Below are 14,890 nucleotides of genomic sequence, written 5' to 3'. Positions count from 1 at the left end.
TCTTTCCTCCTTATGTTCGATAAGAAGCATTAATTCTGACATATTCATAGGACAAATCACAGCCCCAAGCAGTTGCTTTACCGTTTCCGTCTCCTAGTTTTGCTAGGATTTTCACCTCATCCTTTAGCAAATAATTTTTGGCCTCTTCTTCATCAAACCGGTGGGGAATACCGTTTTCTACAACTAGGATATCTCCTAAATAAATGCTTACCTTATCAGGATTTAATGACTGACCACTATAGCCTATAGCCGTAATAATTCTCCCCCAATTAGCATCAGCACCGTGTAGAGCGGTTTTTACAAGATTAGAAGAAATAATCGATTTTGCAATAGCCTGAGCAGATTCATCTGAGAAGGAGCCATCCACGTTTACCTCGACTAACTTACTCGCACCTTCCCCATCTCTCGCAATTTCTTTTGCTAAATACTCACAAACAAACTTTAATCCGGAGTAAAAAGTCTCCCAATCTGAATGGGCGTTTGTTAATGGCTGATTACCTGCTTTGCCATTGGCTAAAACTAAAACCATATCATTCGTGCTTGTATCTCCATCTACTGTGATCATATTAAACGATTGATTAGTAATCTTTTTTAGTGTAGTCGATAATTGCTCTGACGAAATGTTTGCATCCGTTGTTACAAAACCTAGCATTGTCGCCATATTTGGATGTATCATACCAGAACCCTTTGCCGCACCACCGATAACTACTTTCTCTCCATCTATTTCTAATTCGATGGCGATTCCTTTTTCATGTGTATCCGTTGTTAGAATAGCTGTTTCGAATTTTTCCGCACCTTGATGTTCGGCTGTATGAATTTGACTAATACCCGTTTGAATTTTCTCCATTGGCAAAAGCTCTCCGATTAAGCCTGTAGAAGCGACGGCTGCTAAATGTTCTTCCACACCAACTGTTTCAGCGAAAAGCTTCCGCATATCATAGGCATCCGTTAGACCTTGTTCACCTGTACAAGCATTGGCAATTCCAGAATTCACGACAACTGCTTGTAGCTTATTTTCTTTTGCAATACTTTCTTGTGTTACTTTAAGCGGTGCTGCCTGGAATACATTGGTCGTATATACACCAGCTGCTTGGGCTGGTACATCAGAATAAAACCATCCAAAATCGATCTTTTGTTTCCGTATACCACAGTGCAAACCGCCTGCATGAAATCCTTTAGCTGTGGCTATATTTCCATTTTCTAATACCTTAAAATTCTCCTGTTGTACGTTATACATTCGTTCTCCACTCCTTATGGATAAATCGGCAACTGAGTTAATCCAGTCGTTTCTTCCCATCCGTTCATTATGTTCATATTTTGAATTGCTTGGCCTGATGCACCTTTGACTAAATTATCGATCACAGATACAATAATAAGCTTTCCTGTCCTTTGATCAGCATATAATCCTATATCACAATAATTGCTACCATAAACTTCTTTCGTTTGTGGAAAAACTCCCTCTTTCCTTATCCGAACAAAAGGATGATACTTGTAAAAATCTTCATATAATGCAATCAATTGATTAGTCGATTGTTTTTCCTTTAAATCAACATACATTGTACTCATGATTCCTCGAGTCATCGGGACAATATGAGGAGTAAAGGTGATTTGAATTTCCTCTTCGGCCGCTTTTGATAATACTTGTTCAATCTCGGGAATATGTTTGTGATTACCAATCTTATAGGCTTTGAAATTTTCATTCATTTCTGAAAAATGAGTATTCAATGATAAGCTTCTACCTGCTCCTGAAACGCCTGTTTTGGCATCAATTATTATATTTTTCCGTTCGACCATATCATTTGCTAAAACCGGTATTAAACCTAACGTCGTAGCAGTAGGATAACAGCCAGGATTAGCAATTAAGCTAGCACCTTTAATGCTCTCATTGTTTATTTCACTTAGTCCATAAACTGCTTGATCTATATATTTAGCTTCTGCCATTTCCTCTCCGTAATATTGCTCGTATAATTCATGGTCTTCTAAGCGAAAGTCTCCAGATAAATCAATACATTTGATCCCTTTATCTATTAATTTAGGAATCTGGTGTTTGCTAACATTGGATGGAGTAGCAAAAAAGACTAAATCCACCTCTTTCGCTAGTTGATCTTCATCAAACGATTCCATCTCTACATTTACAAGATCAGATAAATGTGGATATACTTCAGAAAAGGAAGTCCCACTATTGGAATGCGAAATAATAGTAGTTAATGTAACATTGGGATGATTATATAAAAATCGAATTAATTCAACCGCACCATATCCTGTTCCACCAATAATTGCTACATTCACGATTGTTATCCTCCTATACAATTTTCCGTATGTGATATTTTATAATTATACTCTATTTTGTATTTTCATGCAATAATGTTTCCAAAAAAGAATAAAAAATTCGAAAGCTTTCCATAAGATACTCCTAATTAAATTTAATCATTTCGCTATCGTTTCAGCTTTTTATTCTTTATATCCGCTTTAGTAATTGTATAAATATCCATGAATATGCATAAAGAGGTGTTCTTTTGGATATTAATTGACTCCTCAATTAAACCGAATGTCTCATGACGAATAGATGACTTTTCTATAAAATAAATGACTTTCGTTATCTTTCTTAAAGTGGAAAGAAAAGATATGATGAGGATGAAATTTATCTTTCGTAATGGAGTGGTTAAAATGGAAAGGGAATCGAAACAACCTTCGTTAGAGTCAAAACGAATCGACCAAGAGTGGTTAAGGCTTATTTATTTAGCCAAAATTCAGGGAGTTTCAAAAAAGGATGTAGCCATTTTTCTGAAAACATATAGTCAATTAAAAGAAACACTGGTGAAGTCAAAAACATAAAAGCACGAACGCTTTAAGTACATAGCTGCCATTCCATAAACCTTGTTGTTGTTAATCCCTTAAAGCGTATAGGTTGCTATAGGTTTTTCACTAAAATAATTGCCTCTGCACGACTCGACACTCCAAGCTTTCGATAAAGCTTACTCGTATAATTTTTGATCGTTCCTATGGAAAGAAACAAGGAATCTGAAATCTCCTTATTTGATTTACCATTTAATATTTCTTTTAGTACATCTGCTTCCGCTTTCGTAAGGTGAATATTTCTCGATTGTAGCTTTTCTCTGATTGCTGACAAGGGATCTTCGTTTCTTTCCGTTTTTTGCAATAATTGCATAAGCATGGGCTGAATAGATTGCGGGATGATTATTTGTCCACTATTGCATTGATGGATAACCTTAGCCAAATCCACTACATTCATATCCTTCAATACATAACCACTTGCTCCATTTCTTAATGCTTCTAAAATATAGGCATCATCTGAGAAAGTGGTTAGCATGAGAATTTTTATTTGTGGGTATTTTTTTTTGATGATACTCGTTGCAGTTATTCCGCCCATTATTGGCATTCGAATATCCATTAATATCACATCTGGCTGTAGTTCTTCCGCTTTATCAATAGCCTCTTTACCGTCATTGGCAATTGCTATAACCTCCAAATTATCCATTTGATTGAGGACAACGGAAAGGCCATCACATATAAGCTTTTGGTCATCTACCACCATTAACTTCACTTGATTTTCACTCATAATTCCACCCTACATTTCTCCAAAGTTTACTTGCTCCCGAGGTAACACAATGATAAGTGCAAGTCCTGTTCTTCTATTATCATAATCCATCTGAAAGCTACCGCCTATTTCCTTCACTCTCTCCTCCATTGCTGTTAAGCCAAAGCCCTTTTCCACTTTTGTCTTCTCAATACCTGAGCCATTATCCTCTAGTCGAAAATGGAGAAGATTCTCTTCTGTCTTAATACTTAAGAAAAAACGATCTGCTCCTCCATGTCTAATTCCATTATTTAAACCTTCCTGCAACGCACGATAAATAACTATTTCCTGAGCTGGTTTCATCCATTCTTCTTCAATTTGTAAATCTTGATCTATGATAACACTTGTTTGCTCCACCGTTTCGTTTAATAATGCACGGACAGCAGTTTCAAAATCAATAAAAAAATGACTTTCCTGTAAATAATGAACAGATTGACGTACTTCTTGTAGCCCTTTATCTAAATTACCTCGTATTTTTTGTAGCATTTCTTTCGCTTCTGCTTTATTCGTTTCCAATAAAGCGATTACGGCTTGTAATCCTATCAAGGATGTGGAAAAAGAATGGCCGATGGTATCATGCATTTCACGAGCAAAGCGTCTTCTTTCCGAAATAATCACGTTCTCCTCTAATTTCAAAGAAGATGCTTTAATTTTTTCATAGGCTTCTTCAAGCATTTGCTTTTGTTTTACTGACTTAGACACCATATAACTGAACAAAAAGACCACAAGGAATTCGGTAATCCTAGGTATAATAAAGCTTATTTCCTGAAAGGATGGAAACCCAAACGCTATCCATTTTCCGACGACAAAAGTGATATATCCAGTGGCAGCAAACGGAATACTTACCTTTAATGGATGGTGAAAAACAACCTCCCCTATTAAAACAAGTAAGTATACCTGTGAGATAAAAGACTGGTCGACACTTATAATGATAGAAACTATTAAAAGCTGGAAGCATAAAAATAATATGCCTTTGGTATCTTCTAAGGATAGTTTCCAAATGTAATCCCTTACTATTTGTACGAATGTGTAGAATCCAACAAGTGTATAAAGTAGTTCTAAATGATGCTGGCGATCTAGAATAAATAAAGGTATTAAGACGAGAAAAACTCCAGTAAAGAAATGAGACATATTCTTTTCAAAGGTTTGTTCCATAAGTCCTCCTTATCTAATAAAGCTCTATCTGTATGGGGCTTTTTACTTGTTAGAAGTGTTTATTTTCTGTCCATTATATGCTCGACAAAGGAAAATATATCTATGAATATATTACTAAAGTCATCCACATCCGTAAAATATAAACACTATTGTAAGATTAGAAAAACTCGCATTCGCTCGTCCTTTTAGCGAATGCGTTAGCTTTTCTTATACCTTGGACTTCAAAATTTCCGCTTCATCGCTTTACTACTTGCAAAAATTTTATACTTTCTTAACGTAAAATAAAAAACTCACCCTTAAAAAGAGTGAGCTAATGCCTTGGTGCTACAACCTCATTTTCCATCATACCAATGCCTTCAATTTCTACTCTTACTTTATCTCCTAGCTTAAGGTATGTTGGTGGGTTCATTCCCATACCGACCCCGTCTGGAGTACCTGTCAAAATAATATCTCCAGGCTCTAGTGTGATTAGTTCTGATATAAAGCTTACGATATGTGGAATATTGAAGATTTGGTGCTTCGTATTAGAGGATTGTCGCATTTCTCCGTTTACATATGACTTAATATTTAATTGATTTGGATTCGGGATGTCATCGACTGTAACGATATATGGACCTATAGGGGTGGTATGATCAAGGGATTTCCCTTGTAGCCACTGCAATGTCCGCTTCTGTAAGTCCCTAGCAGATATATCATTAGCGATTGTATATCCCGCAATGTATTCGAAAACATCTTCTTGTTTCACATTGGATGCTTTTTGTCCGATTACTACACCAAGCTCTGCTTCATAATCTAACTTTTCCGTTTGATCCGTTTTATAAATACTATCCTCAGGACCTATTAAAGCATTATTAAATTTAGCAAAGAGCACTGGGTAATCGGGAACTACCCCTTTCATCTCCGCTATATGCTCCGCATAATTAGTCCCAACACAAATAATTTTCGAAGGATTCGGTACAGGAGGCCCTATCACAACCTCTTCTTTTTTATATTGGTATTCTGGTGGTTCCTTTTGCAAGAAAGCATCGATCTTTTTTGCTTCTTCTAGTATAGCTTTTCCATTGGAATAAAATTGATCTGGATCACTCGGGAATACACCTATACTCGCTAAATTATTTTCTTTTAATTTCATTTGTGCATAGCCTTTTGATAAATCGATCACCATATCATCACGCATGATACCGATCCTGTTTAATGAAAAATCATTTTTTAAACGATAGTTTACCAGCTTCACCTCTAACTCCTCCCATCTTTAGTATCATCTTATCATGGAATTGAAAGAAAAAGAATAAGAAGAACACCTACTTCAAAGGACAACATCATTATATGCAGCATTTTTCCACTGTATCCTCCCTTATTTTAAAAAGTATGTGAACCCTTCTTACAACTACTAAGACAAATGGGAATCAGTCATGGCAAACTATAAAATGAGACTTCTGCCATTGGCAGGTCTGACAAATAGATAGCTATTTATAGGGAGTGTTTTCATGACGATCAAAGATTTGTTTTCATTTAAAAGCGAACGAATAAAGGTTCTTCATTTTACCTGGTTTGCTTTTTTTGTCTCCTTTTTTGCATGGTTCAGTATGGCACCACTTGCTACAACGATGATGGAGAACATGGATTGGCTCACGGCAGAACACCTAGCAGCTCTCGGTATTTGTAATGTGGTGTTAACGATCCCTGCTAGAATTATCATCGGCCAATTGTTAGATAAATGGGGGCCGAGAATCGTCTTTTCAGGGTTACTTATAACGATGTCACTACCTACTATTATTTTTGCTTTTGGTGATACATGGATTCAATTAATGATTTCAAGATTGGTGCTTGGAAGTATTGGTGCAAGCTTTGTGATTGGTATTCGGATGGTTGCCGAATGGTTTCCTCCTAAGCATGTCGGATTTGCGGAAGGCATTTATGGCGGGTGGGGGAATTTTGGCTCTGCAGCTGCAGCTATTTTATTGCCATGGTTGGCGTTAACCGTTTTTGCTGGGGATAATGGCTATCGATACGCCCTCGCATTTACAGGGGTGGTTTGCTTTTTATATGGAATCCTCTATTATTTTGTCGTTCGGGATACCCCTAAGGGAAAAAAGCTGGTCAGGCCTAAGCGAACTGCTGCATTAGAGGTTAGTAGCTGGGGCGACTTAATTCAGTTAATGATATGGACCCTACCATTAGGCGGAGCAGTAGCAATTAGTGCATGGAGATTAGAAGGATTAGGGTTTATTTCGAAGCCAATATTATATGTTGTTTATACAGTTATCCTTATTGTCCTGTTTTACCAGCTCTATACCATCTTAAAAATCAATATTCCCATTCTGAAAAAAGGAGTGCCTAAGGAGGATCGCTATAAGTTCCGTAATGTAGTGGCATTAAATAGTACTTATTTTGCTAATTTTGGAGCGGAACTTGCTATTGTTTCCATGCTCCCGATGTTCTTCCAGCTAACCTTTTCTTTATCGGCGGCACAAGCTGGGCTCATCGCCTCTTCTTTCGCCTTTGTAAATTTACTTGCACGGCCATTAGGGGGTGTGTTATCGGACAGATTAGGAAGTCGTAGAAAAGTTATGCTCGTTTATATGATCGGTATTTCCATTGGCCTTCTTCTTATGGGGTTCATTAATTCGAGCTGGCCATTAGCATTTGCTGTCGCCATTACGATCATTACTTCCATGTTTATTCAAGGAGCGGAAGGAGCAACCTTTGCCGTCATTCCCCTCATAAAGAAAAGAATAACAGGGCAAATAGCTGGCATGTCAGGAGCATACGGAAATGTGGGATCGACTGTATATTTAACTTTATATACCTTTGTTAGCGCCCAGCAATTCTTTTTTCTGCTGGCAACAGGTGCTATCATTAGTTTTATCATCTGTTATTTTATGCTAGACGAGCCAAAGAACTCCTTCGCAGAAAACTATTATTTAACAGAGGAAGAGCTAGTAGAAGCTAATCAAATTGTTGCACCAGTGCGAAAATCGATGTAGAACACTTTAGAAAAACTCATATTCGCACGTCCTTTAGCGGATCGTTAGCTTTTCTTATATTTTGGACTTCAAAAGCTTCGTCGCTATTCTTCCTGCAAAAACTTTATACTTTCTGACCTTATAAAGAAATAACCCGAGCTTGGCTAAACTCGGGTTATCCCTTCACTTATAATACTTTACTCAAAAACGCCTTTGTTCTTTCATGCTGTGGATGTTGAAAGAGACTTTGGGGTTCATTTTCTTCCACAATGTATCCCTCATCCATAAATATTACTCGATCGCCAACTTCTCGAGCAAAGCCCATTTCGTGTGTAACTACTACCATTGTCATACCTTCTTGAGCTAATTCCTTCATGACCTCTAGTACTTCTCCGACCATCTCTGGATCTAAGGCAGAGGTAGGCTCATCGAATAACATGATTTTAGGTTCCATGCCGAGCGCTCTGGCGATGGCTACACGTTGCTTTTGGCCACCAGATAAGGAATCAGGATAAACCCCTGCCTTTTCCTCAAGTCCAACTTTTTTAAGTAGTTGAAGCGCCTTTTTCTCTGCCTCTTCTTTCTTCCATTTTCTTACCGTAATCATTGGCAGTGTGATGTTTTGTAATACCGTTTTATGAGGGAACAAATTAAATTGTTGGAATACCATGCCAACTTCTGTACGCAATTTATTAATGTCTACACTTTTATCAGTAATGACTTCTCCATCAATTGTAACCGTTCCGTCTGTAATGGATTCAATTAAATTTAAACAACGCAAAAAGGTGGATTTACCTGATCCTGATGGACCTATTACCACAACCACTTCGCTCTGTTTAATTTCCGCGTTAATATCCTTTAATACTTCTAATTTCCCGAAGCTTTTTTTTAAATGCTTTACAGAGATCATTTCACATCAAGCCTTCTTTCCAAATAGTTTAGCAGATAGGTTAAGCTTAACGTTAGAACTAAATACATCAATGCTACCATGATGTATGGCTCCCATACACGTAGGTACTGTCCCGCAGCTGCTCTTCCCCAATAAAGTATCTCTTGAGCAGCAATCATAGCACCTAAAGAAGAATCCTTTAATAAGACAATAAACTCATTGCCAAGCGGAGGTATTGATCTTTTAAATGCCTGAGGCAAAAGAACATGCCTCATCACTTGAAATTTATTCATCCCTAAGGAGTGAGCTGCCTCTGCTTGTCCTTTATCGATTGACTGGAGACCTGCTCTGAAGATTTCCGCAACATATGCTGAAGAGTTAAGCGATAGAGTTACCATAACGGATGTAATAGCAGTTGTGGAACCTAATACTGTTGGTAAAACAGCATAATGGAATAAAAATAATTGCACTAAGAGCGGTGTTCCTCTAAGGAAATTAATATACCAAACAAATGGTAGCCTTACGATGAAGATGGAGGACATTTTTCCTAATGCTATAAAAAAACCTAGAATACATCCCATTAGTACCCCAACAACAGACATTAAAATGGTTAAACCCATCCCTTGCATAAAATAAGGGAAATATTCGACGACGATGTCCATTCTTAAGTCCATTTTTTCAACCTCCTTCTTTCTTTCATTTCATTTATCCTATTGTTTCCCGAATAAGTTTCTGAACAAACAACAAAAGCGCTGGGCACCCGTTTCTGGACGCTTGCGCTGGACGTTTTTCAATGCGCCTTTGGGTGCCTGTTTTATACTTCTTAATTTACAAAATAGAAAAGCGCAACGAAACCGCTACGCCTTTATTGTGAGCTTTATAAAGTCTCGCTTTTCTTTATTTATCTGATATGGAGAACTATTTTAATCCTTCCAAGTCTGGCTCTACTCCAAACCATTCTTTATAGATTTCTGTATATGTTCCGTTTTCTATTAATGTTTCTAGAGCAGCATCGAACTTTTCCTTCACTTCACTACCCTTAGGGAACATAATTCCATAGAATTCCGACTCAAATGTTTCAGGATCTGTTATCATTTCAACATTCGCATCCGGATTATTGGCTACATACTCATCTGCTACGACATTATCTGTCACTACTGCATCAACATCCCCTGATTGTAAGGACATAAATGCTAACGTATTGGATTCGTATTTTGCAATATTTTCATGATTTTTACCTAGTATTTTCTCTACTGCTTCTGCACCTGTTGTTCCTGTTTGGACGCCTACTTTTACGTTCTTAATATCCTCACCACTTGTTATATTTTCCCCTGAACGAAATACAATCTTATGTGTTGACTCAAAGTATGGTGAAGAAAAATCGTATGTTTGCTTACGATCTTCATTCATCGTAATTCCAGCAATAGCTAGGTCAGCTTCACCACTCTGGACAGATGCAAGCATCGATTCCCAACCGACATTCTTAAGCTCATATTTGTAGCCAGCCTCTTTCATTAATGCATCCATCAAATCAATATCAAAGCCAACAACCTCTCCCTTATCTAGAAAAGAAAATGGCTTAAATCCCGATTCAGTTAATACATTCAATGTTTGGCTGTCACTCTGCGCATCCCCTTCTGCATCGTCCCCACCACAAGCTACCAAAAGAGCTAACAATAAAACTGGTACTATTTTTAATATCCATTTATTCATAAATATTCACTCCGTTTTGTATTTATACATGACAGTATTTTATCATATGATATTTTCTTTCCAATTACAATAAGTTTGATTAAAGTCTTTATTTTAAAATAATTCTGAAAACTTGTTTTACCTTATAACTTACTACTACTTCTATATTATACTTTACCAAATGGTAACATATGATACAGCAACAACAACAGAGTCCCTAATGAAGTCAAAATACCCATATACAGATACAAGGTATCACCACCAAATGCATCCATGATCATCCCACCAAATAATGAACCAATGATACCAGATAGACCAAAGAATACGGATACAAAAACTAGATGTCCTGTTGATTGTAATAGTTTGGGAATAAGTCTTGTCACATATTGAAATGCGGTTAGATAAAATACACCAAAAGTAAGACCATGCAAAAATTGTAGCCCAACGATAAAAATCGGTTCGTCAAAACTAGCATAGAAGAACCATCGAATAGAATATAAGATACCAGCAGCAATAATAAAAATTAAAGGATGATACCTTCGAAACCAAAGTCCAGCTGTTGCATAGACTAATGCCTCACTTGCAACCCCAACAAACCATGCGTAACCAATTAAATTCTCCGATCCGCCAAGAGAATCAATATAGATACCTACAAAACTATCATTAGCACGATGTGATATGGTAAGAAGCGTGATGAGACCAAGGAATATGACAAACGGTTTCGTTTTAATTAATAAGCCAATATCCTGAAATTGAATTGGTCTTGTTTCGACCTTTACGTCTACTAGCCTTGTAGCAACAAGTAATGCTAAGAAAGCGAAGATTATGTATGGCCATAAGATATATTGAACCCCGATTTTAGCTAATATTTCTCCTACTAGAAGAGAAGACACTGCAAACCCTATCGATCCCCATGTTCGAATGGAACCGAAGGAAATTCCGAGCTGATCTGCTCGTCGTTGTGACAGGCTATCCCCTAATGCCCCAATAGGTGAAGAGAAAAAGAAAAAGACTGCACCTAGCGATAACAGTAATGGTAATGTTTTCATTTGCAAAAAAATCGCACTACTAATAAGCAATCCTATCAAACATAGTAGAAGTATTTTTTTTACTGTTTGATACTTATCACTCATATAACCCCAGAATGGTTGTGAAAATATTGCGATAAAAGGACCGATCGCCATTACCCAACCAATCTCCGTTCCATCTAACCCTGAGTATTGTAAATATAATGGTAAAAAGCTTACGATAATCGTATTAGCCCCGTGAAACCAAAACAAAAGCATTTTTAATGGTACGGTCGATTCTCCCCTAGCCATATAAATGGCTCCCTTCTTGTTGATTAATCAAAAGAACTAATCTAACTATTATACGTCTTCTAGTATTTAAAGAAAAGGCTTGTATTTTCACAACTTTTAAAAAATGTCTAATTTTTACAGCAAAACACCACTTATTTTCGTGGTATTTTTCCATTTTTAGCTATGATATCTTGTGTTTAGTAAGCGTTTTCTTTTTTGCTTACAAAAAACATGTAGGAGGAAACATTCTATGAAAGCTTCTTTATTAAAGGTATTGCTCTTGGTTTTATTCCTTCTTAGTACTACTTCCATAATGACTTTTGCAGAGGAAGAAATCGACATCGAGGATTATGCCCAGAATATGCAGCCAGGCTGGAACTTAGGAAATTCCTATGATGCAGTAGGAGAGGATGAAACAGCATGGGGAAATCCTTTTGTTACGAAAGCGCTCATTCAAAAAGTAGCAGCAGAAGGCTTCCGTAGTATTCGCATCCCGATAACGTTTGATCAACGAATGGCAGCCGGTCCAGATTACACCATTGAGCAGGATTTTCTAAACAGGATTGATCAAACGATTAATTGGGCTTTAGAGGAAGGTTTATATGTCATGATTAATGTCCATCACGATTCATGGATCTGGATGGAAAATGGAATGGAGACTGATCATGATAACACCGTAAAACGCTATCGGGCGATATGGACACAGCTCGCTGATCGTTATAAGAACTATTCAACAAAAGTCATGTTTGAAAGTATCAATGAGCCAAGATTTGCTGTAGAAGAGAATGAGCAACAGCATTTAGATGAGTTAAACGAAGCATTTTATCAAATTGTTCGAAATTCTGGAGGATCGAATGATATTCGCCCACTGGTTCTACCAACATTAGATACAGGACAAGAGCCAGAGAAGTTAGATGGTTTGTCCCAATTCATTTCTGAGCTTAATGATCCAAATATTATTGCAACCGTGCACTATTATGGATTTTGGCCCTTTAGTGTGAATATCGCTGGATATACACGCTTTAATGAGGAAGTGAAACAGGATATCATCGATAATTTTGATCGGGTCTATAATACCTTTGCTCCTCATAACATTCCTGTCGTCATCGGTGAATATGGCTTATTAGGCTTTGACAGACATACTGGCGTCATTCAACAAGGAGAAAAATTAAAGTTTTTTGAATATATGCTTCATTACGCACAGGAGAAAGGCTTTGTGCATATGCTTTGGGATAACGGTCAGCATTTAGGCAGAACTAGTCTAGAATGGGCTGATCCAGAACTAATCGATATGATCCAAACAAGCTGGGAGACAAGATCTGCTCTTCCAAATGAGAATTTTATTTATTTGAAAAAAGGGGAGAAGATTACGGATAAGACAATTTCCTTCGAATTCAATAGTCATACGATTAATCAAATCCTATTAGATGGCGAGCTATTAAGAGCAGCTGAAGACTATACCGTTTCGTCTGATGCAGTTACCTTCCATCAAGAACTTCTCGCTTCAGTTGTTGATCCTAACCAAACAGGAAATCAAGCTACCTTAACAGTTGATTTCTCTGGTGGCTTTGATTGGGATATAGATATCATTAATTACCAAACCCCTTTACTAGAGGATGCAGTAGGCACTACCGAAAGCTTCCAGATACCAACCGCATTTGATGGTGATCAGCTAGCAACAATGGAGGCCTATTATCCAGATGGATCCATCGCAGGCCCCCAAAACTGGACAGGCTTTAAAGAATTTGATTATACATTTTCTCCGAACTATGAAAACCGAACAATTGAACTCAAACAAAATTTCTTCCAAGAGGTTAACGATAGCGAGGTTCAACTAACTTTCCATTTCTGGAGTGGAGAAAAAGTGGACTATACGATTGTAAAAAATGGTACAAGCATTGAAGGGACTTCTGGACAATCAACGCCAGCTCCACCTGAGAAAGATACAGAAAAAGAACCTGAACCAAAACCTGATCCAGAGGATTCAAATGATGAAACAGAAAAAGAAGAAGATGTACCAGAAGGAATAGATGATGAAGACAAACATTTGGAACGAAACAATGAGGAAAATGAAAAGAATGAGAAAACAGAAGACTCTGAGGCTCCAAACAAAGAAACTCAAACAAAAGAACAAACAACTGATTTTATAGAAGAGCAAAGGTTACCAGATACAGCAACACAGCAATATAATTTTCTGTTTGGTGGGATTATCTTATTGGTGCTAGGAATTGGACTCTTTATATGGAGAAGGAAGAAAATAATATAAGAGGGAGTGGAGAAACGCGTTTCTCCACTCCCTTGTATTTTTTATTGGGGATTACTTTTTTTGCAACCTTGCTCATTAGTTTTGCGAGTGGACTAGCTTTTTTGCAACTTACTCTTTATTCTTGCGAGTTGGACTCCTTTTTTTGCAACTTGCTCTTTATTCTTGCAAGTGAATTCGCTTTTTTGCAACTCACACATTTTTCTTGCAAGTTGGACTTCCTTTTTTGCAACTCACTCTTTATTTTTGCGAGTCCGGCTCGCTTTTCTGCAACTAGTTCGATACATACTATTTCTTAATAAACACTTGCGTCCAGTAGTTTCCATCTTTATCATAACCAATTCCGATATGTGTTACATTAGGGTCTAGAATGTTTTTGCGATGGCCTTCACTGTTTAACCAGCCTTTTACAACTCGTTCCGGTGACTGTTGACCTGCTGCAATGTTTTCTAATGCTTCTGAATACTCTACACCTGAGTCCTCGAGCAAATCAAAGGTGGAACCAAAAGTTGGAGAAGTGTGAGAAAAGTAATTGTTTTCTGACATGTCCTCCGACTTTTTTTGGGCGACCTCTGCTACTTGTTGATCAGCACTAAGTGGTTCGACTCCATTTTCTTGTCTTGCTTGATTTGTCAGCTCGATTACTCGTTGTTTAAAATTAGCATTGGATTGTTGTGATTTTGGTTGATTTTCCACTTTTGGATCCTGTTGTTCTTTATCCGCATTTGGCATTTCATTTGCTTCCTGCTGATTTTGCCCGGGTTCAGGATTGTCATATCGGAAAATATTTTGCTCCCTACCTGGATTAACGGGAACACGGAAGCGTCCACCATCCTGATCTTGATCTGCTTGATTTTCTTGTTCATCTGTATAGTTCACATAATCAGGGTTTATGTTTTCATCCTCAGGCTCTAATGAGGATTGGTTACAGCCAGTAATAAACATACCTACCAATAAACTTATTATAAAAAATAATTTGTACATAAGGATTACCTCCATTTTTAGCTATGCAATCCTTACTATGTACGT

The 14,890-nt window shown here is 37.3% G+C and carries 13 protein-coding genes; 3 read left to right on the top strand and 10 right to left on the bottom strand.

What is annotated here, in order from left to right; translation table 11 throughout:
* Window positions 1–10: 10 nt before the first annotated feature.
* Together argJ and argC are read right to left on the bottom strand one after the other, a co-directional pair.
* Entirely contained in the window at window positions 11–1,237 is a 1,227-nt protein-coding gene (gene argJ / locus ACZ5N5_RS07540) for a bifunctional ornithine acetyltransferase/N-acetylglutamate synthase (RefSeq protein WP_109983101.1), read from the bottom strand.
* A gap of 14 nt (window positions 1,238–1,251) precedes the next feature.
* On the bottom strand, window positions 1,252–2,289 hold the full coding sequence (gene argC / locus ACZ5N5_RS07535; RefSeq protein ID WP_109983102.1) for an N-acetyl-gamma-glutamyl-phosphate reductase: 1,038 nt from the start codon (window positions 2,287–2,289) through the stop codon (window positions 1,252–1,254).
* A 345-nt stretch (window positions 2,290–2,634) separates the two neighbouring features.
* Here argC and ACZ5N5_RS07530 point away from each other — a divergent pair, with 345 nt between their 5' ends.
* On the top strand, window positions 2,635–2,835 hold the full coding sequence (locus ACZ5N5_RS07530) for a hypothetical protein (protein ID WP_464373575.1): 201 nt from the start codon (window positions 2,635–2,637) through the stop codon (window positions 2,833–2,835).
* A 76-nt stretch (window positions 2,836–2,911) separates the two neighbouring features.
* Here the strand turns inward: ACZ5N5_RS07530 and ACZ5N5_RS07525 are convergent, their stop codons facing one another.
* The 3 genes from ACZ5N5_RS07525 to ACZ5N5_RS07515 all read right to left on the bottom strand — a co-directional run bounded on the left by ACZ5N5_RS07525 (window position 2,912) and on the right by ACZ5N5_RS07515 (window position 5,987).
* Entirely contained in the window at window positions 2,912–3,580 is a 669-nt protein-coding gene (locus ACZ5N5_RS07525) for a response regulator transcription factor (RefSeq protein ID WP_109983103.1), read from the bottom strand.
* A 9-nt stretch (window positions 3,581–3,589) separates the two neighbouring features.
* Window positions 3,590–4,753, bottom strand: a complete 1,164-nt coding sequence (locus tag ACZ5N5_RS07520) for a sensor histidine kinase (RefSeq protein WP_464367298.1) — start codon at window positions 4,751–4,753, stop codon at window positions 3,590–3,592.
* Window positions 4,754–5,063: 310 nt separating this feature from the next.
* A complete protein-coding gene (locus ACZ5N5_RS07515) occupies window positions 5,064–5,987 on the bottom strand; it encodes a fumarylacetoacetate hydrolase family protein (RefSeq protein ID WP_464373574.1) in 924 nt (307 codons plus the stop codon).
* Between the two features lie 253 nt (window positions 5,988–6,240).
* On the opposite strand from ACZ5N5_RS07515, the gene ACZ5N5_RS07510 reads away from it, so the two are divergent.
* Entirely contained in the window at window positions 6,241–7,740 is a 1,500-nt protein-coding gene (locus ACZ5N5_RS07510; RefSeq protein ID WP_109983106.1) for a NarK family nitrate/nitrite MFS transporter, read from the top strand.
* Between the two features lie 166 nt (window positions 7,741–7,906).
* Here the strand turns inward: ACZ5N5_RS07510 and ACZ5N5_RS07505 are convergent, their stop codons facing one another.
* The 4 genes from ACZ5N5_RS07505 to ACZ5N5_RS07490 all read right to left on the bottom strand — a co-directional run bounded on the left by ACZ5N5_RS07505 (window position 7,907) and on the right by ACZ5N5_RS07490 (window position 11,619).
* Window positions 7,907–8,629: an amino acid ABC transporter ATP-binding protein gene (locus ACZ5N5_RS07505; protein ID WP_109983107.1), complete on the bottom strand. Its 723-nt coding sequence runs from the start codon at window positions 8,627–8,629 to the stop codon at window positions 7,907–7,909.
* Window positions 8,626–9,282 (bottom strand): amino acid ABC transporter permease, encoded by a 657-nt coding sequence (locus ACZ5N5_RS07500; RefSeq protein WP_054789083.1) that lies wholly within the window; start codon window positions 9,280–9,282, stop codon window positions 8,626–8,628. The genes ACZ5N5_RS07505 and ACZ5N5_RS07500 overlap by 4 nt, the downstream gene beginning before the upstream one ends.
* Before the next feature lie 244 nt (window positions 9,283–9,526).
* Window positions 9,527–10,321 (bottom strand): basic amino acid ABC transporter substrate-binding protein, encoded by a 795-nt coding sequence (locus ACZ5N5_RS07495; RefSeq protein WP_054789082.1) that lies wholly within the window; start codon window positions 10,319–10,321, stop codon window positions 9,527–9,529.
* A gap of 146 nt (window positions 10,322–10,467) precedes the next feature.
* Window positions 10,468–11,619, bottom strand: coding sequence for an MFS transporter (locus ACZ5N5_RS07490; protein ID WP_109983109.1), 1,152 nt, complete (start codon window positions 11,617–11,619; stop codon window positions 10,468–10,470).
* 229 nt (window positions 11,620–11,848) lie between these two features.
* Between ACZ5N5_RS07490 and ACZ5N5_RS07485 the strand changes: the two genes are divergently transcribed.
* Window positions 11,849–13,864: a cellulase family glycosylhydrolase gene (locus tag ACZ5N5_RS07485; RefSeq protein ID WP_109983110.1), complete on the top strand. Its 2,016-nt coding sequence runs from the start codon at window positions 11,849–11,851 to the stop codon at window positions 13,862–13,864.
* Between the two features lie 285 nt (window positions 13,865–14,149).
* Here the strand turns inward: ACZ5N5_RS07485 and ACZ5N5_RS07480 are convergent, their stop codons facing one another.
* On the bottom strand, window positions 14,150–14,845 hold the full coding sequence (locus tag ACZ5N5_RS07480) for a CAP domain-containing protein (protein WP_464373573.1): 696 nt from the start codon (window positions 14,843–14,845) through the stop codon (window positions 14,150–14,152).
* Window positions 14,846–14,890: the final 45 nt, after the last annotated feature.

The organism is Gracilibacillus sp. JCM 18966 (assembly GCF_055392695.1).
This window is presented reverse-complemented; position numbering and strand designations above follow the sequence as displayed.